The 26215-nt window shown below is 57.7% G+C and carries 18 protein-coding genes; 14 read left to right on the forward strand and 4 right to left on the reverse strand.

Annotated elements, in window-relative coordinates; translation table 11 throughout:
• Positions 1–113: 113 nt before the first annotated feature.
• Both F3J19_RS29895 and F3J19_RS29900 read left to right on the forward strand, forming a co-directional pair.
• The gene (locus F3J19_RS29895; protein ID WP_167049684.1) at positions 114–1211 is read left to right on the forward strand and encodes an integrase; all 1098 of its coding nucleotides are present in this window, start codon (positions 114–116) and stop codon (positions 1209–1211) included.
• Positions 1212–1411: 200 nt separating this feature from the next.
• Positions 1412–1879 (forward strand): hypothetical protein, encoded by a 468-nt coding sequence (locus F3J19_RS29900; protein WP_167049686.1) that lies wholly within the window; start codon positions 1412–1414, stop codon positions 1877–1879.
• Between the two features lie 169 nt (positions 1880–2048).
• Here F3J19_RS29900 and F3J19_RS29905 read toward each other — a convergent pair whose 3' ends face one another.
• Both F3J19_RS29905 and F3J19_RS29910 read right to left on the reverse strand, forming a co-directional pair.
• A complete protein-coding gene (locus F3J19_RS29905) occupies positions 2049–2699 on the reverse strand; it encodes a hypothetical protein (RefSeq protein WP_167049688.1) in 651 nt (216 codons plus the stop codon).
• Between the two features lie 15 nt (positions 2700–2714).
• Positions 2715–3101, reverse strand: coding sequence for a hypothetical protein (locus F3J19_RS29910; RefSeq protein WP_167049690.1), 387 nt, complete (start codon positions 3099–3101; stop codon positions 2715–2717).
• A 1255-nt stretch (positions 3102–4356) separates the two neighbouring features.
• On the opposite strand from F3J19_RS29910, the gene F3J19_RS29915 reads away from it, so the two are divergent.
• The 6 genes from F3J19_RS29915 to F3J19_RS29940 all read left to right on the forward strand — a co-directional run bounded on the left by F3J19_RS29915 (position 4357) and on the right by F3J19_RS29940 (position 14417).
• A complete protein-coding gene (locus tag F3J19_RS29915; protein ID WP_167049692.1) occupies positions 4357–4590 on the forward strand; it encodes a helix-turn-helix transcriptional regulator in 234 nt (77 codons plus the stop codon).
• Between the two features lie 514 nt (positions 4591–5104).
• Positions 5105–7450 carry an AAA family ATPase gene (locus F3J19_RS29920; RefSeq protein WP_167049694.1) on the forward strand — a complete coding sequence of 782 codons (2346 nt, stop codon included), beginning with the start codon at positions 5105–5107 and terminating at the stop codon, positions 7448–7450.
• A complete protein-coding gene (locus F3J19_RS29925) occupies positions 7447–9360 on the forward strand; it encodes a UvrD-helicase domain-containing protein (protein ID WP_167049695.1) in 1914 nt (637 codons plus the stop codon). Before F3J19_RS29920 ends, F3J19_RS29925 begins: the two co-directional genes overlap by 4 nt.
• A 177-nt stretch (positions 9361–9537) precedes the next feature.
• A complete protein-coding gene (locus F3J19_RS29930) occupies positions 9538–11454 on the forward strand; it encodes a hypothetical protein (protein WP_167049697.1) in 1917 nt (638 codons plus the stop codon).
• A 157-nt stretch (positions 11455–11611) separates the two neighbouring features.
• A complete protein-coding gene (locus F3J19_RS29935; protein ID WP_167049699.1) occupies positions 11612–13729 on the forward strand; it encodes an ATP-binding domain-containing protein in 2118 nt (705 codons plus the stop codon).
• On the forward strand, positions 13722–14417 hold the full coding sequence (locus F3J19_RS29940; protein WP_167049701.1) for a DUF2290 domain-containing protein: 696 nt from the start codon (positions 13722–13724) through the stop codon (positions 14415–14417). The genes F3J19_RS29935 and F3J19_RS29940 overlap by 8 nt, the downstream gene beginning before the upstream one ends.
• 282 nt (positions 14418–14699) lie before the next feature.
• Here the strand turns inward: F3J19_RS29940 and F3J19_RS29945 are convergent, their stop codons facing one another.
• Both F3J19_RS29945 and F3J19_RS29950 read right to left on the reverse strand, forming a co-directional pair.
• A complete protein-coding gene (locus F3J19_RS29945; protein ID WP_167049703.1) occupies positions 14700–15518 on the reverse strand; it encodes an FRG domain-containing protein in 819 nt (272 codons plus the stop codon).
• A gap of 228 nt (positions 15519–15746) precedes the next feature.
• Positions 15747–18392: a hypothetical protein gene (locus F3J19_RS29950; RefSeq protein WP_167049705.1), complete on the reverse strand. Its 2646-nt coding sequence runs from the start codon at positions 18390–18392 to the stop codon at positions 15747–15749.
• A gap of 443 nt (positions 18393–18835) precedes the next feature.
• On the opposite strand from F3J19_RS29950, the gene F3J19_RS29955 reads away from it, so the two are divergent.
• From F3J19_RS29955 to F3J19_RS29980, 6 genes are all read left to right on the forward strand, one after another.
• Positions 18836–20716 carry a P-loop NTPase fold protein gene (locus tag F3J19_RS29955; RefSeq protein ID WP_167049707.1) on the forward strand — a complete coding sequence of 627 codons (1881 nt, stop codon included), beginning with the start codon at positions 18836–18838 and terminating at the stop codon, positions 20714–20716.
• On the forward strand, positions 20716–21543 hold the full coding sequence (qatB, locus tag F3J19_RS29960; protein WP_167049709.1) for a Qat anti-phage system associated protein QatB: 828 nt from the start codon (positions 20716–20718) through the stop codon (positions 21541–21543). Before F3J19_RS29955 ends, qatB begins: the two co-directional genes overlap by 1 nt.
• Entirely contained in the window at positions 21540–22826 is a 1287-nt protein-coding gene (qatC, locus tag F3J19_RS29965; RefSeq protein ID WP_167049710.1) for a Qat anti-phage system QueC-like protein QatC, read from the forward strand. Before qatB ends, qatC begins: the two co-directional genes overlap by 4 nt.
• On the forward strand, positions 22823–23557 hold the full coding sequence (qatD, locus tag F3J19_RS29970) for a Qat anti-phage system TatD family nuclease QatD (protein ID WP_167049712.1): 735 nt from the start codon (positions 22823–22825) through the stop codon (positions 23555–23557). Before qatC ends, qatD begins: the two co-directional genes overlap by 4 nt.
• Before the next feature lie 405 nt (positions 23558–23962).
• Positions 23963–25249 carry a protein kinase gene (locus tag F3J19_RS29975; RefSeq protein ID WP_167049714.1) on the forward strand — a complete coding sequence of 429 codons (1287 nt, stop codon included), beginning with the start codon at positions 23963–23965 and terminating at the stop codon, positions 25247–25249.
• A gap of 32 nt (positions 25250–25281) precedes the next feature.
• Positions 25282–25632: a hypothetical protein gene (locus F3J19_RS29980; protein ID WP_167049716.1), complete on the forward strand. Its 351-nt coding sequence runs from the start codon at positions 25282–25284 to the stop codon at positions 25630–25632.
• Positions 25633–26215 lie beyond the last annotated feature (583 nt).

Raw genomic sequence — 26215 nt, forward strand, 5'->3', positions numbered from 1 at the left:
GCTCAATATAGCCACGTCGATCACTCCGTTCCCCCGCCCGTTGCCGAGCAGGTCAGTGTTCTACGTGGGTCAAGATTCGATGCAAATTACTGCCGAGGGTGGGTCAGGATTCCGTGCAAATCAACAGGAATGGTTCTGATGGAAGCGCCTATGGTCTTCGGTGGTGGCCAGCAAAAGGGGCTGAGCCGATGGTGAAATGGGTCATCTCATCGATGTCGGGGGTAGTCGAGGAAGCGCTTGCCAGAATTCGTGGAATTACCGATGAGGCTAGAGAGGTCGCCAAGTGGTATGAAAAGAACCCGGGGATGCTTTACCTGACGAAAGCGACAGCACACCTGCGGGAGCAACTATGGTTGTCGATGGCCGATATTAACGAGATCCTATTTGCGGGCCCGGTCCATAGTGCGTGCGCTCGGCAGTGGTGTGTGAACCATAACGTTCCCTTCGAAAAGCGGCGCCAAAAGCTCCGTGTTCGGTTTGCAGACCTGGAATCGGCGGTCCTCCGGATGCTACCTGACGGATTCCCCTATCTGCACAAGCCAACTAGGCTTAAATACAGTGAAGCGCTGTTTGTGATTCAGCGCCACGCGCTGCACGCAACGCTCACCCGACTGCGCTGTGTTATCGAGCCAGTCAGCCAAGATAAGATCTATGTTCGTCTGGGAGCTGGTTCGAAACGAAGTGTCAAATCCATTTTCGAGCGTTGCGGACTGTTTGAACCAGACGGTAGCCCCATGCGCGTGACTACCCACCAGTTCCGCCACTACCTCAACACCTTGGCACAATCAGGTGGTATGAGCCAGCTTGACATTGCCAAATGGTCTGGGCGCAAGGATGTCAGGCAGAACAAGTACTACGACCACGAGACAGTTGACACCGTTGTTGCGCGAATCCGGGAGGCGATTGGCGATGACGCGCGTATGTTCGGGCCCTTGGCCAAGGGTTCTCGGTCAGCACTTATCACACGGGACGAATTTTCACGGCTGAAGGTGCCGACGGCGCATACGACGGCCTTTGGATACTGCATTCACGATTTTGTGATGTCTCCGTGTCAGATGCACCGCGACTGCCTCAACTGCAGTGAACAGGTTTGCATAAAGGGCGAGTCGGAGAAGGAGAAGCACATCCGTCAAGCACACCAGGAGATAACTCGATTGGTGGAGATGGCAGAGCGGGCGGAAACCGAGGGCGAACTCGGCGCGAAGCAATAGGCCGAGCACCATCGAGCCCAGCTGGCCCAGATTACGGCGCTGCTCAACATATTGGATAACCCGCTCGTGCCTCGCGGTGCAATTATTCAGCCCGTACCTACAGACATTCCATCCCGGCTCGACCAAGCCAAGCAAGCCCGCGCATCGCTGCCGGTGCCAGTAATTGCAGATTCCTCGCCGACCATTAGGGATGAGACAAAATGACTCGATTGAGAGAAAAAAACCTGGGTGATGAGGTCATTGAAACCATCGTCCAGGTGCTCGATGGCTGGAGCGGCAAGCTAAGTTGGGAGGCCCTCATCGATGCTATCGAGAAGCGCACGGGCCTCAAATACACGCGGCAGGCACTTCATCGCCACGAGCGTATTCGGCTCGCCTTTACCGTAAGAAAAAAACAGTTGTCACGGCAACCGGATGAGCAGTCTCACGAAACGGTTTCACCGGAGTTGCAGGCCGCCCTACAGCGGATTGTACGTCTGGAAGCGGAAAATCAGCGGCTTGCTGCCGAGAACAGCAGTCTGCTCGAGCAGTTCGCCCGTTGGGCCTATAACGCCCAGACCCGGAATCTGACCAAAGAGATCCTGAATTCACCGCTTCCAGCAGTGGATCGGGAGCGGAGTGAGCGCCTCCATTCGCATGGCAGGTCGCGCGTTTCCCAGGGAGATTGACCGTGGTCCGTGATTAATAGACCGCCAGAACTTCGCCCGTGCTACCGACTCCTAGCACTGGAGTCGTCTGCGGCTTGTAGCTTAGTCCCGAGACGAATTCGGCATTGTTCTGATTCGTGGGCTAGCCACGACACATAGGCGTCAAACGTCGTCGGCATTCGAATAGGAATCAAGCAATATATGTTTGGCCCATGTGCTTGGCCGCGTTAACCACGGCGTCACGTCGATCAAGGGCATCCATTGGAGAGACAGGCTGATCTTGATACTCTCCGGTACCCGAGATCCATCCGTTCTCGAAATGAAACCAAGCGGCGATCTTCCACGAGTCGGCTACCATGCCAAGTGCATCCAGGATTTCCTTGATGACCGGCAGTGGCTGGCCAATCGCATCGAACTGGTAGCCGGCGAAATATTCCCTGCCACCGATGAACACGCCGAAGATGCGGCCACGGCGCTTCCAATCGCTCGCCGGCCGCGCCCTGTTGGCAGGCGGCGCAGCCTGGAGCGCATTAATTTGCCGGGCCGTGAGCCAGTCGCCTCGTGCAAGGATTTCGCGGATAGCCTCCCGACGTCGAATGCGCTCCTCGATCAGGGTTGTGGCCGGCGCCGACACGCCAGTGATCGCGGTGGCAAGATCGTCTGCCCGCTTGAGAATCGCTTCCTCGAACGGAGTTTGCGTCAGAACGGTCGCCACTAAATCCTCCAAACCTTGTTTCAAGGAAGATACGATGGCGGGGTCGGTGCCGGCCGGCAGCCGCAGGCTGAGCACAAGATCCGTCGTCGGGAATTCCTTGGTCGAAGGGTGACGGGCTCGAATCATGGCTGTCTTACTTCATTACGTTTGGTCGCTTGTGTCCCGCGGGTAGTCATCCTGCAGCTTTTCTGCCAGCAACTCGCGGACTCGCTTCATGAGCCAGGTAATTTCGGCCGCGGTAATATCCCACTGTCCCGACGACACTTTCCCGGTTACGTCGGATTCGATCTTGAATATTGCATCACGCAGTGACCTCGACTGATTCTCAGCCAGTTTCCTGTGGACATAAAAGGCGAGCTGGCGGGCGAGGTCTTCGCACGCATCGTATCGGGTGGATCGCTCTTCATCGGTCAACCCGGAGATAAGCTTGTCACCGGTCCGGCGGAGCAAAACTTTTGGCTGGTACCCACCGACGGTGCCTTGGGCAGGTTCTCTTGGAAAATCTTCAGGAATGGCTGGAGAAGGCATGGACAAACCTCAATGCAAAAGCTCGCACGTAGCGATGTAGATGCTTGGCTAACCGGCGTGCGACCTTAAGGACGTTACGTAGGCAACAACCCAGCTTGTCGAAATGACGATCTGCACGTCTGGATAGGGCGCGAGGATTTCGTCGAGCAAACTGGCATATCCGAACACCATATGTCCCGGGGGAGAGGCCACGTATGGGCCGATCCCTAGTCGCTGCCAGACGTCTTCCGGATGCAGTACCCCTCGAAATCATGGTACAGGACCTGACCGCCCGTTTGCACGGGCGGCGGCGTTGCCACGGATCACTGATTTACTTGGCGAGAAAATTCTCTCATCTGAGCGCAAAGGGGCCATCAGCAGTCTTGGTGTCACCTGAAAGCGTTAAGTATCTCGGCTGGCAGCAACAACGGTAGCGCTAAAACTCCGCTCGCTTACCAGTTCCGGTGGAGATACAAGACAGCGCCGAATTCGTGTGCACGGTCTCAGCTCACCATGACTGGTCGAATACCATCTCCAAGGTTCGTCGCCTGCGTTTGGCTCGCGCTCTCGCCAAATGCCTGCGACCTGGTAAAGATGGAGGCCGATACCATCAGTGGCGCGATCCAGTACATACACGAGGAAGCTATCTCGCTCGCACTCCGAAACCGCCTCGAGCAAGACTTCGGGGCCAGCCAATAGCCATCCGGCCGGCCGCGATGTATCACCCCGTCGGTGGTGAGATGCGATCACCAGAAAGTTCAGGGGTTCGTCCGTCCACCCCACGCAGTCCCACGCCTGAAAGGGCGTTACAAGCTGCTGTTTGGCCGCATCACGCTCGGCCCACGTCGCATCCGTTACTAACATCCATATTCCTTGAGGTAACTAACTGGCATCCTGTCGGCTTGCCGTCGTGCCGCGACGGCAAGTAGATCTTCGGGTGTTGCCACGAGGTACGCCCCGATAGGTAATTCGTCATCTTCTCCACCTAGATGATCTTGGTGAATGAAGAAGCAAGCGGGAACTATTCGAGGCAGCAGTGCATTGCAGTGGAAGATACGGTTTGACGAGTTGGCGCCATGTCGCCTGGTGGTCTTCCCGGCTCGTTGAGTTGAAAGCATGGAGACGGTGACCGTGTTCGGACGCGATGACTTATTGTCGGAACCGGGGAGAACCGCCTCGGGGACTGGGCGAGGCCTCGCATTTCTGACACCGCTCCGAGTGAAAATGCTAATCTTAGTATGTAGAATCTTAGTATGCAACGACGGACATTTGCAGCATGTCCGTCGCTCCCGCACAATGCCGCCTTGTCACCGTTTTCGCCGAGAATGTTAGGCGGGAACGCATTGCGCTCGGTCTGTCGCAGGAAGCGCTTGCGGAGCGAGCCGGCGTACACCGCACCTATGTGGGTATGCTGGAGCGGGGCGAGAAGAATGTGACGATCTACAACATTGAACGGATAGCAATGGCTCTATGCGTTGAACCGTCGTCGTTACTGCAGGAGCGACCGTAACGAGGCGGTAGTCGACCTCGTTCCCATTGGTGCTGGACTTGGCTAAGGAACTGCGAGCCGTTACGTCCCGGAGCCGGTTAGGATGGCAGTTGGCGCGGTGACACTTCGGATTGCCGTCCCGAACGCGAACACGACAGATTCAGAACGTCAGCTTCTGAAGCAAGTAGTACCCGTTATTTTCGATAACGGTGCACCTTACCGCGTGCAGTCGTATCCGTTCCGCAGCCTTGGCAGAGCGAGTTACGCGAGCTAATACGGAGAGAGGTGGTGCCTATCTTCAAAACATGATGGAAGCGATTCGCTTTAAGCATGGCACTGGACGGACCGCCTTAACGGCTGCTTGTATTGCCCCGATTTTAGTAGGACGACAGATCCGATAGCATTGCGTTTGCGCCGATCGCAGTGGGCGACAGAGTTTTTGAGCGGTTAGGCGACGCAACGCTACGGTTGGCACCATCCTTAATAGCGGCTCTTATAGCGAAGCGAAGATACCTGGAATCACGGGAGATGCTGGGTGCATATTGAATTCGTCGAAATCGCCAACTTTAGAAAGCTGCTGTCGACACGCGTCGACCTGTCGACCACCACGACACTGTTCGTCGGGGCTAACAATAGTGGCAAAACATCGGCGATGCTTGCAATGCGCCGCTTTCTTTCGCCGCGCCGCTGCCACTTTGAAATACACGACTTCACCCTGTCTCACTTGCCCGCGATCGTTGCGCTCGGGACAAGCTGGATTGCTGCGCGCGATGCTGGGGAGGTCGTCGATCTGGTCGTCGCCCCGTGGGTCCGTTTTCTCCCGACGCTTGACCTCTGGCTGCATGTTGAGACTGGCGAGATGCATCGTGTCCGTGACCTGATCCCGACGCTTGATTGGGATGGTGGCAGGCTCGGCGTCCGACTGCGCTACGAGCCCAAGGATCTCGACTTGTTGTTCAAGGACTTTATGGGCGCCGTGGCCGAAGCCGAGGCGATGAGGGCTGCGGCAATTGCCGCAGCGGCGTCGGAGCATCAGGACTCCGATTCCCCGCCAGACCCTCCCAAGCTCACGCTTTGGCCGGATAACCTTGTCGACTTTCTTGGCAAGAAGCTCTCCGCTCATTTCACAATTCGTGCTTATTCACTCGATCCTGCCAAACTCGCGGCACCTGACAAATCCCAGGCGCGACCGCAAGCGCTGCCAGCGGCTTCGCTGCCGATCGAGGGAGATCCCCTGAACGGCCTGATCCGCGTGCACGACATCCCTGCACAACGTGGATTCGGTGAGGAGCAGTCCAGCCGAGATGACGAGGATACTCCGGCCGCGTCGGCGGGCAGCCGTCTGTCGGACCAGTTGAGAAGCTACTACGCCAAACATCTCGATCCGACCAAGGGCCCGGATCCCAAGGACCTTGGGGCGCTCCAGGCGATCGAGGCTGCTCAAGATGCATTCGACAAGCGGCTGACCGAGAGCTTCGAGGTAGCCTTCACCGAGGTCGAGGGGATGGGGTATCCTGGCGTGACCGATCCCCGTCCGTGTGTGTCAACCCGACTGAAGGCGATTGACGGTCTCAACCATAGCGCGGCGATCAGTTTCGAAGTGGATGTGATTACTGAGGATGGTGCGACTATGCCCATCCTCCGATTGCCCGAGGCCAATAACGGGCTCGGCTATCAGAATTTGATCTCAATGATCTTCCGGCTGATGAGTTTCCGCGACGCGTGGATGCGCGTTGGCAAGGCGTCAAAGGGGACGACGAACACCGACATTGAACCGCTCCATCTGGTGCTGGTCGAGGAACCGGAGGCCCATCTCCATGCGCAGGTGCAGCAGGTCTTTATCAAAAAGGCATATGCTGTGCTGCGCGCTCATGAGGATTTGGGCGAGAGTAAGAGGCTGCGTACTCAACTCGTAGTTAGCACCCACTCGAGCCATATGGCGCATGAGACCCCCTTCTCGTGCCTACGCTATTTCCGTCGGCTGCCGGCCGGTATGGCGGCCAACGTGCCGGTCTCGACGGTCGTCAACCTGTCAGAAGTGTTCGGTCCATCAAGTGAGACCGAGCGGTTCGTTACGCGCTATCTGCGTGCGCAGCACGCTGATCTGTTCTTCGCCGATGCTGCCATCTTCGTAGAAGGGCCGGCCGAGCGCATGCTCGTCCCCAATTTCATTCGCGCACACTATGACGAACTCAACCAGTGCTACATCACGCTACTTGAGATCGGCGGCAGCCACGCGCATCGTCTCAAGGCACTGATTGACCATCTGGGGCTGCTGACGCTCATCATCACCGACCTCGATACTCTCGACGGCACCGGCGGCACATCTACACAGCCAGCCAAGGGGGCCAATCAGAAGACGAACAACGCGACGTTGAAAACTTGGGTGCCTGGCATCGAGGATGTCGATGCGCTCATGGATGCAGATGCCGCGGACAAGACGCTGCGCGCAGACGGCGATCCTCTGTTCGCGGTACGCGTTGCCTATCAGACGCCGTTGGCTGTAACTCCACCAGGGGCAGTCGAACCCGAAATAGCCTACCCCTATACCTTCGAGGATGCGCTCGCGTTCGAGAACCTTGCCTATTTCTCGGCGCTTGAGGGAGCAGGTCTGGTACGCAAGTTTCGCGACGCGATTACGACCGGCGGCGGAGCGACCGCGATCGGTGAACGCATGTATCAAGCTCTCAGGAATGGCAAGAAGGCTGAGTTCGCGCTAGACATCCTCGACGTTGAGAAGTTCGACGACATCGCCGTGCCTAGCTATATCGCCGAGGGGCTCGAATGGCTCCTCAAGCAACTGAAGAAGAAGCAGGTCGAGATCTTGGTCCAGGAGGAGCAGGCCGAGCAATCAGAACATGGCGAGCAGGCCGAAACGTGAGTGCCGCCGACGACCAGTTCGATGCAGCGGCCGACGAGACGATCCTCGGTTGTCTGAATCTGGAGAAGCCGAGAAGCTTCTTCTTATACGCGGGCGCGGGCTCTGGCAAGACCCGCTCGCTTGTAGAGGCAATTCGTAGGGTCTGCCATGAGCAAGGCCGTCGGCTCTCGCTTACTGGGCAGAAAATTGGCGTCATTACGTACACCAACGCTGCGTGTGACGAGATCAAACAGCGGCTCGAGTTCGACCCACGCGTCGAAGTGTCAACGATCCATGCGTTTGCCTGGTCGCTGATCGCAGGCCATGACGGGGACATCCGCCAATGGCTCGCCACGAGGCTGCTCCAGGATGTCGCCGAACTAGAGCAAGCGCAGGCGAAGGGGCGTCCGGGCAGCAAGGCCGCCACGGATCGCGCCCGCTCGATCGAGAGCAAGCTACGCCGCCACGCTGGGCTTGATGCGATCGCACGCTTCGTCTACAGCCCGACTGGCGATAACCGGACCCGAGACTCCCTTAGTCATAGCGAAGTCATATCGATGACGGCCGATTTCTTGGCCGTGAAGCCTGGGCTGCGTCGCTTGTTGGTCACCCGCTTTCCGATTCTGCTCATCGACGAGAGCCAAGACACGAACCGCAGGCTCATGGATGTACTGCTAGATGTGGAGGTGGCATATCGTGATGCCTTCTGCCTGGGTCTCTTCGGCGATACGATGCAGCGCATCTATGCTGACGGGAAGGATCGCCTCGCCGAGGCGATTCCCGAGAGCTGGGCACGGCCTCGGAAGCGGATGAATCATCGCTGTCCAACCAGAGTCATCGAGCTGATCAACAGAATTCGCCAGGACGAGGATCGTGAAGAACAGGTGCCGCGCAGCGATGCCAGCACCGGCGTCGTCCGTTTGTTCGTTGTGCCGCAGGGGACCGCCGACAAGACGGCGGCCGAGGCCGCGATCGCCGCCAGAATGGCCGAGATCACGGGCGACCGGAACTGGGCCCAGGGGTCCGAAGCGATCAAGACGCTCGCTCTTGAGCATCTGATGGCGGCTCGTCGCTTCGGGTTTGAGGCATTTTTCGAGCCGCTCTATTCCGTCGAGCGCATCCGGACAAGCTTCCTCCAAGGAACGGGTGCTGGGATCGGGCTGTTCACGCGCGAGATCTTGCCATTGGTGACCGCGCTGCGCGCGTCGGACCGCTTCGCGGCCGCTGCAATCGTTCGCAGAGCCTCACCACTCCTTGAGCGAAAGGCGCTAGAGGAGGCGGGCGACAAGCAGGCCGACATTCTCAGCAAGGCCAACGTGGCCTGCGACGGCCTGTTGGCGCTCGTGTCCGCCGATGAGAAGCCCTCGGCACGCGCGGTGTTGGCCTATATCGCCAAGACCCGTCTTTTCGCGATCCCCGACGTGTTGGTGCCGTTCGCTACTGCCGACAAAGTTGCCATCGCGGGCAATGCCGGCGGAGAGGCTGACAATGAAACCAGTCAGGAAGAAGACCTCGATCTGGCGGGTGAGCTTGGCAACTGGCGCCAAGCGCTTGAAGCACCATTTGATCAGATCGAGAAATACGATCGATATGTTAGGGGCGTCTCGCAGTTCGATACACACCAGGGCGTCAAAGGGCTGGAGTTTCCGCGGGTGATGGTCATTGTGAGCGACGAGGAGGCGCGGGGGTTTACGTTCGCTTACGACAAGCTATTTGGGGGGAAGGGAAAAAGCAAGGCTGACCTCGAAAACGAAGCAACCGGAAAAGAGACCACAATCGACCGGACACGTCGGCTTTTCTATGTGACATGTAGCCGCGCCGAGGAGAGCCTGGCGGTTGTCTACTACGCAGCCGGTCCTGCATCTTCGCGAGATGCCATGATTAGACAGGGATGGTTTAAGTCCGACGAGATCGAACTGTTTGGGCAATGAGTGTTAACCGGGTCAGTTTCTAACGAAGATCAACATGACAGTTTAATCTCTTCTTACTTTATGCATTCCGATCTCCCATTTCCGCAAGATTGGCCGGAGCACCTTGACTTTGGACAGGAGGTCTCGCCGGTTTGGACAGCGCAGCCGACTGACGCCCATGTTCTCAATATCTCAGCGATGAACGACGTGACGTTCGAGCAGTTTTGTTGGTGGTTGCTCAAAAAGGAGAATTCGCTCGTTGGTTGCAAACGGGTTGGTGGCAGTGGGGCGAGCCAGGGGGGAATCGACCTATTAGGATATGAGACCCTGCGGCCTGGGCGGTTAGTCGTCTACGAATGCAAATGCTGGAATGAGCTCACGCCGTCGAAAATGGGGGAGGCAGTCGATCGCTTCTTGGCTGGCGAATGGAAGATGATTGCGCGGAAGTTCGTACTTATCGTTGCTCAAGAAGATCTCGGCGGGCGGCTTTCCCTCCGTTGGGTGACAGAAAAGCAAAAGCTGGAGGACGCCGGAATCGAAGCGGACATATGGAATGGACACGACCTGACGCTGAAGGTGCAACCTTACCCGGATATATTGTCGAAGTTCTTCCCAGGCCACGTCGCTCAGCACTTTGCTAACGAGTGGATGCAGCGGGTGGCGTTTATCGAGCAACTGACCAAGGCCATATTTGACCCTAGGCCTTCAGTGGCCCGGCTCGCGAGGGAGATGCTGGACTCGGTGGGCAAAGCAAAGCCTGACGAGCACGGTTTGCGCATCGACGGCGAGATTCGCAAGGTCGTGAGTTCGGTAGATAGTTGGAGTTTCAACGGCCCCTGGTTTTCGTTGAGCGTGTTTCTACCTGGCGGACGCTTTGGATCCGCCTCTGGCGCCGTTACGTTCAAGCGCGAGGATACCAGCGGCGTCACGATTACGTTCGATCACCGATGGTTGCTCGGTCGTATGCTGTTCGCGCAGGGCGCTCCACTCACCCGGGCCTATCGGGGCTTTGTGGTCGACCGCATCGCGCCCCAGGAAGGCGCGGACTACATTGTTGACCTTCCACACTGTCGGATGACGCTTTCCTATGCGGAGACTCGTGAGCTGGCGACTGTCGTCGACTCCCTGACTGATATAGTCAGAGAATCGCTCATGAAGCTCGAGCGCACTTGGGAGGCCACTGACTTTCCGTTCGTAAAGGGTGCTGGCGGAACACGTGTCGCGATAGCAGCACTGCCTGTAGGCGTCTGGCGAGAAATTGTGCAGTTTGCCTATGCGCACGATTCGAGGAAAGGCAATAGCGCATGGCATATCTTTGATCCGAGTCTGAATGCTTTGAAGCCGTTTTTAACCACGGCGACTGACAACCTCGACGCTGGATATCACGGCATCTTCCACGTCACCGAAGAACTTGACGGTCTTTGTCGCGACAGTGAGGTCGTGGTGCTATGGCAGCCTGAGGAGATGGGGGCACGGAGGGACGTTACACGTCGCGGCTGGTGGTCCTGTGCGTATGCTTTTCAATGGCTCAACGACGAATTGCTGCCGGCGGTCCGGCGTTGGACTTACGAACGCCATTTTGGACGGCCGTTACGCAGCCTGCTTTCGCCTAGGCGAGCTCGTATGTTCGCTGACCGGCTCGAAGAAGTGTTTGTTGCACGCGATTTACGGCAGCGTCCGCTATTCTGTGACGGTACCTTGTGTCAAGGCATCGTCGAAACGTGTGAACGCATCCAAGCGTTTTTTTCGGTGCATAAAGATCCCGAGCCGTTTGTGCAACAGGAAGAGGCCGAGTCCCTATATCGCATAGCTGCGTTGCTGGCGCGTGCCGGGCGGGGTTGGCCCGGGTTCGTGAGTTCTAATTTGAGTTTAGAACGATCGGTTACCGACCATGCTGATCTCGCGCAAGCAATCGGGGAGCACATTCGTTCCCATCGCGTGGTGGCGGGTGCCAGCAACGTTGACTATATCCTGCGTGCCATCCTTGAATTACTCGCTGACGAGGACGATTGGATTTCGAGGTCTGACGGCGATGTGATACGGGCCGCCCTCGCGCCGTTCGCAAAGATCGTCGACCAGGCGGCATTTATCGAGCGCCATGCCCGCTGGAGATAGCGCAGGGTGTTGAGGCGGCCTTGGAACGAAATGTGGCGACGCCCGGGCAAAGCGAGGCGTCATGAGGCCTATTTCGAAGCGCGACGTTGCGCGTACAATCGTCCATAACTATCGCGCGCCAGCGCGCTCCGCCACCCCAGACCCAGGTGCGTGTTCCATGGAAAAGGTTGTCTCCTCCGCCCGTTTAAAGAACGATCCTGTCGGCCGTTTGCTTATTGATGACCTGCAGGCTCATGCTGCCGAACTACAGCTCGAGCGCGCGATTCTCTACTACGATTTTCCGTTGTTTCGGGATTATGAAGAGGAGTTGTATCAGCCGGCGGTCTTCATTCTGCACCCGGAGAAAGGCGCGATTGTCGTCTCCATGCCCGACACCGCGTTTGATGTCGACAAAAGCGATGCGATGCTGGACGAATTCCACAGTCTGCTGTATGCGAAGCTGTTGGCGAGCAAACGTCTCCGTAGCGGTCGCAACGCCCTGAAGCTCAACATCACGACGATCCTCTATCTTCCTCAGGGCGTTAATGCCGGCGAACGCGAGAGTGAAAATGTGATCGTCTCGTCGTTTGAGGGCATCCGGGCTGCGATTGACCAGGCGCAACTCGATGCGCTCAGCGATGCGGAATTCCTCGAGGCGCGTAGCGTCATCGAGGGCGTCAAGGCGCTCTCAAAGAGTGGCGGTCGTGAAGCTGCAATTGACGAATCAAAGCCAAAGGCAATGGTGCTGCGCGCCCTTGAGGACGAGATCGCGAATTTTGATGCGAATCAGCGGCGCGCGGCACTGACCGTGGCGCTCGGTCCGCAGCGCATCCGCGGACTCGCTGGCTCGGGCAAGACGATCATTCTTGCGTGGAAGGCCGCGCACATCCTGCTGACTAACCCCGAAAAGAAGATTCTTTTCACGTTCTATACGCGAAGCCTGTACGAAACGATCCGAAAGCAGATCACGCGCTTCTACCGTCATTTCAGGGATTCGGACCCGAACTGGGAGAATCTGCATGTCCTGCATGCGTGGGGTGGCAAGCGTGAACCGGGCGTCTACTACAACGCCTGCGTCGAGCACATGATTCCGCCGCGCACCTATAGTCCTGCTGCCCCCGTCACGTTCGAAGGGATATGTGCTGAGCTGAACCAGAAAGCGCGCATCGAGCCGAGATACGATGTTGTGCTTGTCGACGAAGCGCAGGATCTGCCGGAAAGCTTCTTCCGGTTGCTATATCGCCTCACCCGTGGCGTGCGTGACGAAAAGACGATCATCTGGGCGTATGACGAGCTTCAATCAATATTCAGCCCGCAGATGCGAACGCCGCGCGAGCTGTTTGGCGTGGACCCTGGCGGGGAGGCGTACGTCGACCTCGATCGCTCTGCCGCCCGCCTTGGTCTGGGCGAGTACGTCAGCAACGATCTGGTTCTGTACAAGTGCTATCGCAACCCTCGCGAGGTGCTCGTGTGCAGTCACGCGATCGGGCTGGGCATATATGGCGACCAGATCGTGCAGATGCTTCAGGACCGTGCACATTGGGAAGATGTGGGATACGTGGTTGAGCAAGGGGATTTCACGACTGGCTCGCCGACCGTCGTAACCCGGCCCGCGGAGAACAGTCCACTGTCCATTCCAGACCTTGAGCCCCGCGAAGAACTGGTCAAACTCTATCGCGCTGAGGGCCTCCGTGAGGAGCTCGACTGGATTGTGGCCGAGGTTACGCACCTGATTGAACAGGGGCTGCGGCCCGACGATATCCTGATCATCTGCCTTGACGACAGGAATGCGAAGACCTACCACGAGGGATTGACACAGCGGCTGTCAGCGTGCGGTATCGGCACGCACGATGTCCTGAACAACCCGTTCTCGGCATCGACCTTCCGGTTTGAAGGGCGCATTACCTTGAGTACCGTGCATCGGGCGAAGGGCAACGAAGCCGCAGCGGTGTTCGTGGCCGGGATCGATGCAGTGGCGGCGGGACTGCGCGGCCGCACTGCCCGTAACCGGCTCTTTACCGCCTTCACTCGCACCAAATGCTGGTTGCGCATCAGCGGCCTGGCTCAATACGCCGGCAACCTGTTTGACGAAATCGACACCGCCCTCGGCAAGGCGCCGACGCTTGAGTTTCCGTGGCCGAACCTCCCTGATGTAGAGATGATCCAGCGGGATCTCAGCCAACGACAGTCACAGGCGCGACGCGCCCGCGAGGACTACCTGCGCAAGATGTCCGACCTCGGCTTCTCGGAGGATGATGCACAGGCGTGGGCGGAGGGGGTGAACAAAAGTGAATGAAAAGGCGTTCACGCTCTCGTTGCGAGATGCGCATGGCTTCTTTTCACGAGAACTTGGACTGGCCGAGCCGTTGGCTGGTCCGACTTCCTTGCCGGCTCGCACGGATTTCAACCGGATCGCGCTGGATACGGAGCGTCCGTATACGGACGTGTTCTTTGCGGGTCTTAAGCTCGGCCAGTATAACTTCGCGCTGACAGACTTCTCCTATTTTCAGTTCTCTTACACGAGCGATGAGGACGTGCGCTATGCGTTCTACCCCTCGCCGTTCACGACGGACGCGCTGGCCTCGATCGCTCAGCTGCAGCAGAGACTTGGTGCGCGCGACGCCGCCGACGTCGAGATGTTGATGACGTTCGCAGAATCTCAGCCCGTCAACTATCGAAGACCGGTCGTCCGGTACGAGTACAACGTTGAGCAGTATGACGCGGGTGTTCATCCGGTATCACACCTTCACATCGGGACGTATGGGGACGATCGATGGGTGCTTCAGCCGCGCCTGACGCCGCTGGCGTTCGCGCTTGTCATCGCGAAGCTTTACTTCCGGCCGCACTGGGAGGCGGTCACGGAAGGGGAGGGAGAAAAAAGATTGAACGAATTTGATCGGCTGCTCGAGAAGGAGCGGGGGGTGTGTGAGCCGACGCCGGGGGATAAATTTGCGCACGAAACCAAAGCTTTCTACATGGCGTAGTCCACGCACGCAGCCTGCATAACGCGCCCGACTGTATGGCCGCATCCAAATACGTCACATCCGAAAAGTTGGCGAGAGTCGGCCGAAAGCGCGGACTTCTTCGCTCGCCTATTGCCGAACCGGCGTGTTAGCGATATAGCTATGTTCTCCATTGACGACAGTCGGCTGAGGGCGGCGAGTTTGGAAAGAACTGCTGGATCAGGCGCGCGATCGCGCGCGACTACACGGCTAGCCACGCACGGCGGCAGCAATTCGACCGGCTGTAGACGATTGGCCACGTGATCAGGCTCTGCCGAGATTGCCCGCACCCAGCGGCACCTGATCGTCGGGGTATAGGATGGCGTCGGCGATCCGGCCGGCCACCCCGTCGAGGTCGGGGAAAAGCACGCCACGGTTGATACCGGCTGTCTGCAGTTGCCCGCGCAGACTGCCAAATGCCTCGGGTGGGACCCGGATATAGCTCAGGCGTTTTTTGTAATCCTTGTTCGTGTCGAGCGACACATACTTCATGTCCAAGCCGTCCTTGATTCCGCGATGTACGCTGAACCAGCCGTCCTGCGCGGCGATGCGTCGGGAGACGTGACGCGGCTTCAGGAGCTTCGTCTGGGTGATTTCCAGCGGGTTCGCGCGCTCACCAGGTTTGATCATGTCGGCGTCGGTCGCAGCCAGCATCCACACTGCTGCCGCTTTCAACTCGCCGTCGTTTCCCTCGACGGCCGGTCGCTTGATCGCAAACCACAACGCGGCCAGCGCGCTTCCAGTCCAGTCGAGCAGGCGCGTCGGCATCGCATGGTGCTGCGCGATCGCGAGCCAGTCTGCGTCCGCCAGTTCGACCGTTGATTCCAGGTGTGGAATCCCGCGCTGCTTGAATTCATTGAGCATGCGCTGCTCAGTGTCAGGCCGCACCCGTTTGGCGTACTGCTTGCGCGCGATGCCAGGCTTGAGTAACCAAGACTCGTCTTCCTGACCGCGAAACAGCGAAATGGTGTAGCCGAGATCTGGAATTCCTTGGGTCCAGCGGTCGACTAGGTTCAGGAAAGTCGCGAGATCTCTCGCCTCTCCAAAGCCCTGTGTGGTGCGTTTTTCGATGGTGACGCTCATGTATGACTCCGGTGATGGATGGATTGAACCGCCGAACAACGGGTGTGCCGCACGCGCTTCGTCTCCGCCCGGACGCGTTGCGCTCAACCGCACGCCGCCGCTCGCGACACCGGCACCGCACTCCGATCGTCCGTCACTGGCACTCTGGCCGTTTCGCATGGCTCGGGCGGGCAATCAGCCAATCACCAGTCGCATGCACGAGCGCGGCGGTCTAACGGCGCGACCGTGTCAAAACTCACCAGCCAAGTCTCCTAACAGTCGCGTGAACCCGTCGTCGCCCATGTCGAGGATCGTCCCCCACAGCGCGTAGCTGACGGCCGAGCGAGCCACTTTCCATGGCCTTTCAAATTCTCTAGGGGGAAACCGGCCGGCCCGCACAGATTCCAATCTCTGCCCGGTGCGCTTGACGAGCATGTCGGCCGCCTGTTGAGCACTGACCGGATACTTCTGCTTGTAGTCGCTGGCCGACATCGCACCTAGATAGGCCATATGGAAGGCTTGGGCAACCGGCAACTCATTGACCAGCGCACGAGTCAGATCAGCCACCTCCTCGGTGTCCCGTGGCTCGGGCCAGCCGCGCTCCTCTGCGAGAAAGTTGAGGTACTCGACAACCTCGCCCCGTGCGATTTCAAGCGCGAGCGGTTGAACTTCCTCGCGCCACGCCTCCGGTATCGTACCGTTCAGGGCGCGCAGACGCTCGATTAGGAACTCGCACGACGGCGAGAGGTGCCACCTGATGCTGTCGAAACGCCATCCTGTAAGTTCCCCGTCCTTGAAGGCGAATGCGTCAATGCTCGTTTTCGGATGGACGGTGACAAGCCCGGTTTCCAGAAGATTAAACAGGATGCGCCGACAACTTACGACCGGGGTGAACGGGATCGCGCTTGCCTTGAAGGGCGGCAGATCGTTATCGCCTGGTTCGGCATTCGCGCATCGAAAGAGCGCAAGCAGCGCCACCGCTGAACGTAGCGAGATGTCGGCTGGTTCAATGCGCCCCTCCACGAGCGCAGGGTAGCGCGACAGTACCCCGCGAATCATCCGCCGTTTGGCCGCATCCACGTCTTCGCACCTCTTTCGGGCGCTTTCAAGCGCGCTTTCGAGCTGTGCCTTGCGCTCCGACGCGCTTGCCGGAAATTGCACAACAAAGCCGGCGATCTCCTCCAAAAATTGCGCGTCGGCGGACGATTTGCAGAGCAGAAGCGAATTGAAAATCGCCGAGCCGTTTTCGGGCTGATTGGCCAGGGTTCGCTGATAGGCCGCTCGAGCTGCCGCATCTTTTTTCATCCACTGGGCGCCTAGTCCGAGATCGAACTGCACGTCGGGCCGATCGTCGCGCTGCGAGACAATATCGATCAACTGATAGAACTCGTTGCGTACCTCTCTCGAACGGAGTTCGTCGAGGACCCCTTCAACCATGTCGTAGCCGCTTGGCGCGGGCACCGGGGTATCTTTGAGCCAGTCTATGATGCCGGCCGCGAAGCGCTGGACCGACTCGGCTTCGCGACGAGCCAGCTCGACTGTCAGCTCCCCGTGAGTCACTGCGTACTTGTCTTGCTTGCCGGCCCATTCTGAGGCGATCCAGTGCCACCCGATCGCGGCCCAGTCAGGATCCGCGCGATGGGCGCGAATGGCAGTGTGCAAGGACAGTAGTCGTCCGCTAAACTCCGCTTCGTAGCCCGCGATGTCACCGAGAATTTCGGCGAGGGCATCCCAGAACGAAGTCGGAAGGTCTGCAACCTCGACGCCCGCATCGGTTTGCTCGTCAATTTTCAAGTTTGCAAGGCAGGCCCGAAAAAAAAGACTGGCGCGCCCATGCGATGCGGTACCGAGCCTCGTGAGAAGCGGCCGTACGTCGCCACATGACCAAGTATTTGCCCACGTATCCCACCCGGCTCCCTCGATTGGCATAGTGTCGTTTGAGAGGTCGTACGCCTCGAAGCTGAGCCCGTAGCCTTGCGCTTGCCGAGCGGCAAGGTAGCGGTCACCAAGTTCACTGACGCGCACCGGGGCAACTCGGCACGCAGCCTCAAGTGCGGCGAGGCACGCAATCACGCGATGTTCACCGTCCAACGACGTGTCACCAAGCAGACGATCGAATCCCGACATCGAGTCGGGCGCATTCTCTGCGGTCGCGACGACGCAACGCGCGAGCTCGATCTGAAAGAGAAGATTGCTCGATGGGGCAACACTGCTGCGCTCGCGCACATCAAGCTGGTTCAGGTACTCGAGCGCCTCGGCCGGTTGCCCTGCGTTCGCCGCGACCTTGGCAGCTTCCCAGAGGTAACGAGGCGCCGGTGACCGATTCGGCATTGCCTTGAGCAATGCGTATTGCTCGACCGCATCGACGTCGTCAATCTGCCTCTCACGCAGGACTGCGAGGCGGATGAACTGATTGGCCGGGTGGAGTTCGAGGAGGCGCTCAACGTCACATCGGCGTTGCTTCCTGTTCTCAGAATCGGTTGGCCAAAATCCTTGGCTTCGGGCGACCGCTGCAATCAGCGGTACCGAATCGGCAGCGATCACCGCCTGCAACCGCGGCCAGATCGCTTCCATGTCAGCGCGTCGCCGCTTGTAGTCGGAATCGACGACGATTAGATTAGATAACAGACCGAGACCGTCTTCCTCGAGATCGTCTCCGAGTTCAAGGAGTCGGGTTCGTGCCTCGTCATGGTTCCCCGTCAGCCACTCGCAGTAGGCCATCTTCGTTGCGATACGCGCATTCGTGAGGTCAAGCTGGCAGTATCCGCAAAGCGCTTCACCATATTGGGCAGAGACTAGGCATGCGTCGGCAGCGCTCTCCAGACCCGCTTCCGGATCTGGCTGTATCTCTCTCTCAAGAAGAGAAGACAGGGTAGAAAATTCTGTGGATTTCATGTGTCCGGAGCGGTGGTTCATGCTTCGCATGTGCAGGGACTCGGCGGTATGACCTCGTCGCATAACGCTTGCTCGCGCGTACGAAAAGATCTCGAGCACAAGGCCTGCGCCAATTCGCCAGAACGGGGAAGCGACCAGTGTGAAATTCTACAAGGTTTGCTCACGCACATTGATGCCACACAGCCGGCGCGATGCGATCTGCAGAGTGCTGCTAGCGAACGGTGGTGATGCGTACAGCATAAGTCCGTAGTCGGCCATTCGACAGCGTCTCGAAGATGGTCGACAATCGCGACAGCGTTAAAGACAATCTAGGCTAGTACCCGTCCTCCCCGTTCTCGTAGCCGTCGCCGCGAGAAGCGTGTAAGGCAGGCGTCTCGCCCCCGCGCAAACGACACGTGCGTCTAGCTTCCCGAAGATGGCTGTAGGAATAAGGACAATAATAGATGTGGCACGACATTGAGGCTGAGATTGACCTACTCAACTTCGGTTTGGTAGCGAATGCAGCAGCAAATCTGATAAAGGACGCGGGCGACACGCCAGTCACTGTCGGAATTTCTGGCGGATGGGGTGCCGGCAAATCTACCCTTGTAAAGCTTGTTCAAGCTCAGCTGCAGCAGGACACGAAGAACGACGAAAAGAACTCCCCCTACATACTCATGGAGTTCAACGCGTGGCTTTATCAGGGGTACGAGGACGCGCGCCAGGCGCTACTCCAAGCGGTTTCAGATCGCCTCGTAGAGGAAGCAACGAAGCGGAAAACGTTTGTCGACAAAGCGACGGACTTCGCCAAGCGTGTCAAACTGCTCAAGTTCGGACGTATCGTCGCGCCAGTTGTTGCGCACGTTGCCGTCGGAACCGTCGCAGCGGGCCCTCTCGGAGCCCTGTTCGGTGCAGTCAGCGGCTTGGTGCAAGGCTTCTCCGACGAAGAAAAACGTGCGGAAAGCATGAAGGCGATTCAGGAAGCCTACGCGGAACTCTCTCCGGAACTCAAGGAAGTCATCGGAGAAAAGAAGGAAACGTCCCTGCCGAAGGAAATTGAGGGGCTGCGCAAAGCGTTCGCTGAGCTATTGGAAAAGCTCGACGTTCGTCTAGTTGTGTTTGTAGATGACTTGGACCGATGCCTCCCTACGACTGCCATTGGAACGTTGGAAGCGATGCGACTATTGCTCCACGTCAAGCGAACTGCTTTCCTGATAGCTGCCGATGAGAGCATGATTCGTGGCGCGGTCCGGGCGCACTTTAAGGGCGTTGACATTGAAGAGGGGCTTGTCACCAGTTACTTCGACAAGCTCATCCAAATTCCCTTGCGCGTCCCTCGTTTGGGCATCAATGAGGTCAAGGCTTACTTGGTACTCCTTTTGACGGAGCTTGCTGCACGAAAAAACCGCCTTTCCGTGGACGTTCAGACGAGGGGGCAAGCCGCGGTTCTCGGACTGCTCAAGAAGTCGTGGGAAAAGGGCATTTCGCGCGAGCTTCTCGACGAGGCGTTCGGTCCCGAGAAATCGCTGGTAGCCAAAGAACTGGACATCGCTGACCAGTTGGCACCGTTGCTGGTTACGTCAGCGGAGATTGCTGGCAATCCTCGGCTCATCAAGCGATTTTTGAACAATCTTATGATTCGGCAAACCATCGCCGAAGCGATGGACATGCCGCTTGCCTTGGAAGAGCTTGTCAAAATTCAGCTCTTCGAACGCTGTGCATCGACTGCGGCATTCGAATTCCTGGTCAAAGCGGTTGCCTCGAATCCGGACGGCAAGGCCGAATTCTTGGACTCGGTGGAGACTGCGGCACAAAAGGCAGAAAAGTACGAGCCGCCTCACGCATCGTGGACGGGCCCATTCTACGAACAATGGGTCAAGCTCGCTCCGCGCTTGGCAGACAAGGATTTGCGGCCGATCTTGCATCTCAGTCGCGACCGCAGTTTGGGCCTGGCTGCCTACGACGAACTGTCTGCTGAAGCGAGAAAAGTGCTCGAAGCAACCATGGAGGCGACTGAGCTATCGAAAATTCTAGTCCAGCAGTTGACGGCCCTAGGGGAAGGAGACGTCTCCCGAATCCTTAACCGAACGATTCGTAAGGCGCGTGAAAGTCAGTGGGAGCTTGACGACATTATGCGATGCCTTAACTGCACAGATGCCCATCCCAATTTGGGGCTTCAACTTGTGCCCGCACTCTTTGAGGTTCCGGGAAGCAAACGCAGCGTGGCGCTCCTCCCCCTGCTCAAGTCGCGGGCCTGGGCCAGCGACTTGTTGCAAGACTGGGCGGATGACCCGGAGACCGACGAAAAATCGCGCAAATACTTGCAGAAGAGGGGAGCCAAGTAATGGGAACCTCCACATCCAGCACGGGCCCGGGCAGTGGAGTGAGCCTCGACCCGCCTTGGCTGGACGACGTCGTGGGCGATATCGGCAAGGGTAGCGCGGTCACCCCAAATGACGCAGTTCCTGCTGACTCTCCTGCAGGTCCAATGGGTAATGCTCCGTCCGCGCGATACGGCGATGCTCGTCGAGAGTTCGGGAAATTCGCCAAGACAGGGAACACCGAACATCTTCGAAAAGCCATCGGGCACTACTCGCATCGGGGTAGCGGCGGCGCGAGTGCGGCGGCCAGCCGCATGCGCGCATCGACCAGTGCTGGCGCCGCACTGTTCTCGTTTCTCAACGCCATTAGCCAAGGAACGTCAGCCGAGGCCCGCCAATGGGTGGATGCGCTACGTGCCACCAACCCTTCGGCGGACGACGTGGTCGACGCCATCATTCGGGAGTTGGCCCCTCCTGGTGGTAGCGCAGACGAAGAATCGTTCCGTGATGCAATGGACTTCGCTTTGTCTGAGTTCATCAAGGAAGACCCAACCATTGACCCCTTGAACATGGGAGTCAACGACATCTGGGAGCTGATGAAAGGCTACCTGGCAACTGAGGCCGCCAACCGGCTTTGCTTTGATTTGGGCCCCATCTTCGAAAGTTCGCAGCTTGACCCACGAACCGCAGTCATGCGAGAACGGGAGATGCGACGTTTTCTGAAGAACGAAATTGGAGCGCATGTCGACCTGCTTCAAGGTAGTAGCGCGAATCCAACGCGGTCTCAGTTGAACGGCATTCTGCAAGAGGCATTGAAGATGACCTTCGAACTCTTCGAGGCCGATCTATGATGAAGATTTTCAGCGCACCCAAAGACCTGATTCCAGACTCCCGTCGTGCTGACACTACGTATGTCTCGATGTACGCACACGATGGGCTGCCTGACGTTAGCACGGTGGGGACGTCCCTCATCGATGAAATTCGTAGGGCAGGCCTCGCCCCGAGCACATCGAGTTGGGACTTCCTGTCGCTTGCACTCGCGGTCAACGCGGCCGACCATGCGGTGGAACGCGGTATTTCAGCCGACGGTTGGACCAGAATTATCGAATTGGAAATAGCCCTGTACGAGCCAGAACCCTTTGAGCGGTTGAAGGACGAAATCGAGCAGGCGCTGCGCTTTTTGACGGGCGATTTCTGGCGCTTGCGCTTCGTCGATGGTGGATACCCCCCACCAATTCCGCGACAACACGTGGTGCACGATGCGGACTGTATAGCGCTCCTGTCAGGTGGTCTTGATAGTCTGATCGGTGCGCTGGACCTCACGGCCCAAGGTCGGCGCCCAATTTTCGTTTCGCATATTGCTAAGGGCGATTCAGAGACGCAAGTGCTGTACGCGAGAACACTCGATGCGGGCGATCGCCATTTGCAGTGGAATCAGAACATCTGGCTGAAGCCGCAGCGAGATGGTGAGGGCTCCACTCGGGCGCGGTCTATCGTATTCTTCGCCTTTGCGGCACTTGCTGCCGACAGCCACGCAACCGCGACCAATACCGAATTTGTCGAGGTGTTCGTGCCAGAGAACGGTCTCATCAGCTTGAATGTGCCGCTGAACGCCGGCCGGGTAGGTAGCTTGAGCACGAAGACTACCCACCCGGTATTCATGCAGCGGTTGCAAGCCCTCTGGACTCAGTTGGGAATACCCGCGACCTTGCGGCTCCCCTACGCTGCCCAAACCAAGGGGGAGATGATGGCCGAGTGTCTTGACCAAACCCGGTTGGCGGATCTGGCCGGAATGTCCACGAGTTGCGGCCGCTTCGCCGTGTTCGGACTGCGGCACTGTGGTCGGTGCGTGCCCTGTATGGTTCGTCGGTCGGCTTTTCTCCGGTCCGGCACCACGGATACCACTGTGAGCTACGTCTACGACGATTTGAAGGCTGCGCAGCCCGATAAGGGCCCGAATGACGTTGCTGCAGTGGCGACTGCCGTGGTAAAGCTCGAGGACGAGGGGATTCGTGCCGTCACCGCTGGCCAGTTCGCTTTTGCGGATTCCTCTCGCCGCGTTGCGTTCGAAGGCGTGGTCGAGCGAGGACTGCGAGAATTGGGTGCCCTACTGCGCTTGCATCGTGTCCTGTGATTGACTTCCATTCCCACCTTGACCTGTATCCCAACGGCTTAGCGCTGGCACGCGAGGTCAACCGCCGCAACGAATTCACCCTCGTCGTTACAACCAGTCCGCGCGCTTATTACGCAACCTCACGAGTATTTAGCGGGTTGCGAAACATCCGCATCGGGCTTGGCCTTCATCCCGAAGTTGCGGAGGCTAAGTCTAATGAACTGGACGCGTTGGTTGCGGGAGTCAAGGATGCAAGATTTATCGGTGAAGTTGGACTCGACGGTTCACCAAGGTTTCGCAAATCCATTGAAGTACAGGAGCGCATTTTTCAAGCGGTCCTCACTGAATGTGGCCGCCAAGGTGGCAAAATCGTCAGCATCCACTCCCGTGGGGCAGCGCAGCGAACTATCGAAGCGTTGGCGAAAGCGCATGACGTAGGCTATCCAGTCCTGCACTGGTTTTCCGGAGGAGTCTCCGAGCTTCGAACGGCAGCACGCCTCGGCTGCTGGTTCAGCGTCGGGCCTGCCATGCTTGCCGGCGAGAAGGGCCGCAGCTTGTTGAGCCACATGCCGCTGGATCGTGTTCTCCCGGAGACTGATGGACCGTTCGCTACGGAGGGTGGTGTTCCTTTGAAACCCTGGGATGCTTGGAACGTCTGCACCACGCTCTCAGACGTATGGGCGATGCCTCGCAGCGCCGTCGAAGAACAGCTTCGGACCAACCTTAAACGTCTACTTGGCAGTCAAACTTGACGCCCAAGAAGCACTTTTTAAGTTATGGAAATCAATATTCGAAAACAGGATTACCTTTGCGGCTAGCCCTCGTGACATGTTGCGCTAACTTGGGGAGCAGGCTTCATCATTTTTTGTACCTCCTGCTACATGTCGCGCCGTTGTTTCAGCCCTCGCCGTCTTTGGCCCTGTTCAGGCGTCAGAGATTTTGCCGATATATCAGAATCTAATCACAGGGCCAGAAACTCACGGTTAAGGGAGAATGTCGAGCACTCGTTTCCTTCGTAGCAGCGGACCTTGGCAATCGTCTAGATGTCCGCTGCAACGAGTTCACGGCGCGCCCCTGGACGGTTGGCAGCCACTTCACGATAGTCTGTAAGTCATCGTCAGCAAGCTCTTTCTTCGTCTTATCACGGGCAAAAGCACATGGAAAAATGGTCGAAACAAAAGAAATGGGAAGAAGAATGGATATCGCTTGAGGGCATCGGCGACGGAGGCCAAGGAGCCACAAGAAAGGTCCGCAATCGCGCCACAAATGCGATTGCTTGTATGAAGACCCTGAACAAACCGAAAAATTCGGAGCGGAGAGCACGGCTGTTTCGTGAAGCTACTGCCTATGCGACATGCGACCACGCTTGCATCCCCAGTCTCGTGCAGAGCAACGCGCAGATGCACGAGGATCAGAGCGTTCAGCTTTTTCTAGTGACCGAATTTATCGAGGGAAAAACGCTGTGGGAGTTCATCGAAGAGACAGGACCTAGGAGTCTGGAGGAAGCAGCAAGCACGACCATTCGTCTTCTCGATGTGGCCGAGTATTTCCACTCGGAGCAATGGGTTCACCGCGACATTAAGCCCGACAACATCATCCTGAGAAATGGCGACCTGTCGGATCCGGTTCTGATCGACTTTGGGCTTGCATACAGGGATGGCGTTACCAAGAAATTTCAAACTGAAGACGGCCAAGGACTCGACAATCGATTCTTGCGTCTGCCGGAGTTATCCGTGAACAGCGTGCAGAAGCAAGATCCACGGACTGATCTTGCGTTCTTCGGAGGCATCCTGTTCTACATGCTCACAGGTGTGATTCCGGGGGCTCTTATACATGGTGACGGAAGGTTGCCGCACCAAAGAGCCGAAGTGCTTGATCGTCTAAGAGAGGTGGGTGGAAAGGCGACGTACCGTCTTTTGGGATTTTTTGACCATACGTTTGCGCAAAAGATCAGCTTGCGTTTCACGTCTGCGATTGAGATGCGAGAAGCGCTGGAAGCGGTGTTAATCGAAAAAAATAGGGAAATCGTGGACAGCACCGACAATGATTTGCAAGCTATAAAGGCTAGGCTTAATGACCAAGCCAACGAGCAGCTCACTCGCAATAAACAGCTGTACGACATCGCTATGGAGGAAGTCGAGGCGATTCATCGATCTGTTCTAGACGAGATCGGATCGGATCGTCTGAAACCGTACCAAACTGGCTATGTGAACTTCGCGGAAAAATTCCAGAAAACCTTAGGATTTTCCCATTTTTCGAGCCTTGATAAACGTTTCACGCTTCACTTCGAGATGACGGTCGAAGGCGAGGAGTTGGTGATTACGGTCGATGATGTCGCCTTTTATCGGGCTGATGTTGAGACACCGACATTCGATGACAGGTTTCGTGCCGCGCTTAGGGAACGTTACATCGCCGGATTACGGAAGCTGATCGACGAAAACTAGCATCGTCATGGCTTACTCATGGAGATAGTCAAATGACCAGCCGCGCCGCGATCATCGACGCCATCGAAACGCTTCGTAAGGCCCGTTGTAACTTCATCTTGGAATACCCTGGTGCCTGTGGATGCGCGCACGCGCACATCACGGGTGAAGACATCGCATCGGCCATCCTCGACGGCGTGAATCTCGCGGCGCGCGTTTCGGGTCTCACGCCAGACGAATATGCCGAATGGGTCGAGCTGAGCGGTCGTGTGCGCTGCACGGCTCGCACCGCCCGCGGGAAGCAATGCCGCCACACCGTCAGCGGCCCAATGATCTCGAACCCGTTCGAATGGAAGACACTACGCGACTCCGCTCCGTATTGCCCTACGCATTGCGGCGACTAGCGTGAGCGATGCCGTATAACCCCATTTTGCCAAGACGGTACGCGGGCGAAAATTGCGGACTCTTTTTTCCCGACCCACTGGAACGCAGACAAGGATGGGTGACGCCGCGGTGCGCTGCGCATTCCGCTGAGAAGTGCCGCGAACGGGAACGCGAGTCCTATTCCGATCCCGAGGCCCGCGACAAAGGACGATGTATGCGTGGTGGTTTTAAACCGCAGTTTCTTCATGTTGCTCCCGTTTTTGGTGGAATCTACCGCCAATGCATGGAAGCCCTACGGCATCTCATGCGGGCACGAAATCCTCGCTCAGTACCTGCTCGATCGTCCATGGGCAGCGATCCGCCCGCGTTTGAACGCTTCGACCAGTGTGTCGCCCCGCATGCGCTTGACGTGGTCATGGTCCGTCAGCAATCTTGCTAAGCTCGTAGTCCTCGACCATGTGGCCGACCTTATGACGGGTTTCGGATGGTCTGGAATTTTCCAAGGCAGGCCGAGGTAGCTGCGAAATCAAACTCGGAAAATCCACGGGTGAAGTAATTCGGTTGTGAAGTCGGCCCTGTGGATAACTTGACCACAGGCTCCCC

The sequence above is a fragment of the Burkholderia sp. Ax-1724 genome (genome assembly GCF_011752995.1).
In the GTDB taxonomy this organism is placed as follows: Bacteria; Pseudomonadota; Gammaproteobacteria; order Burkholderiales; family Burkholderiaceae; genus Paraburkholderia.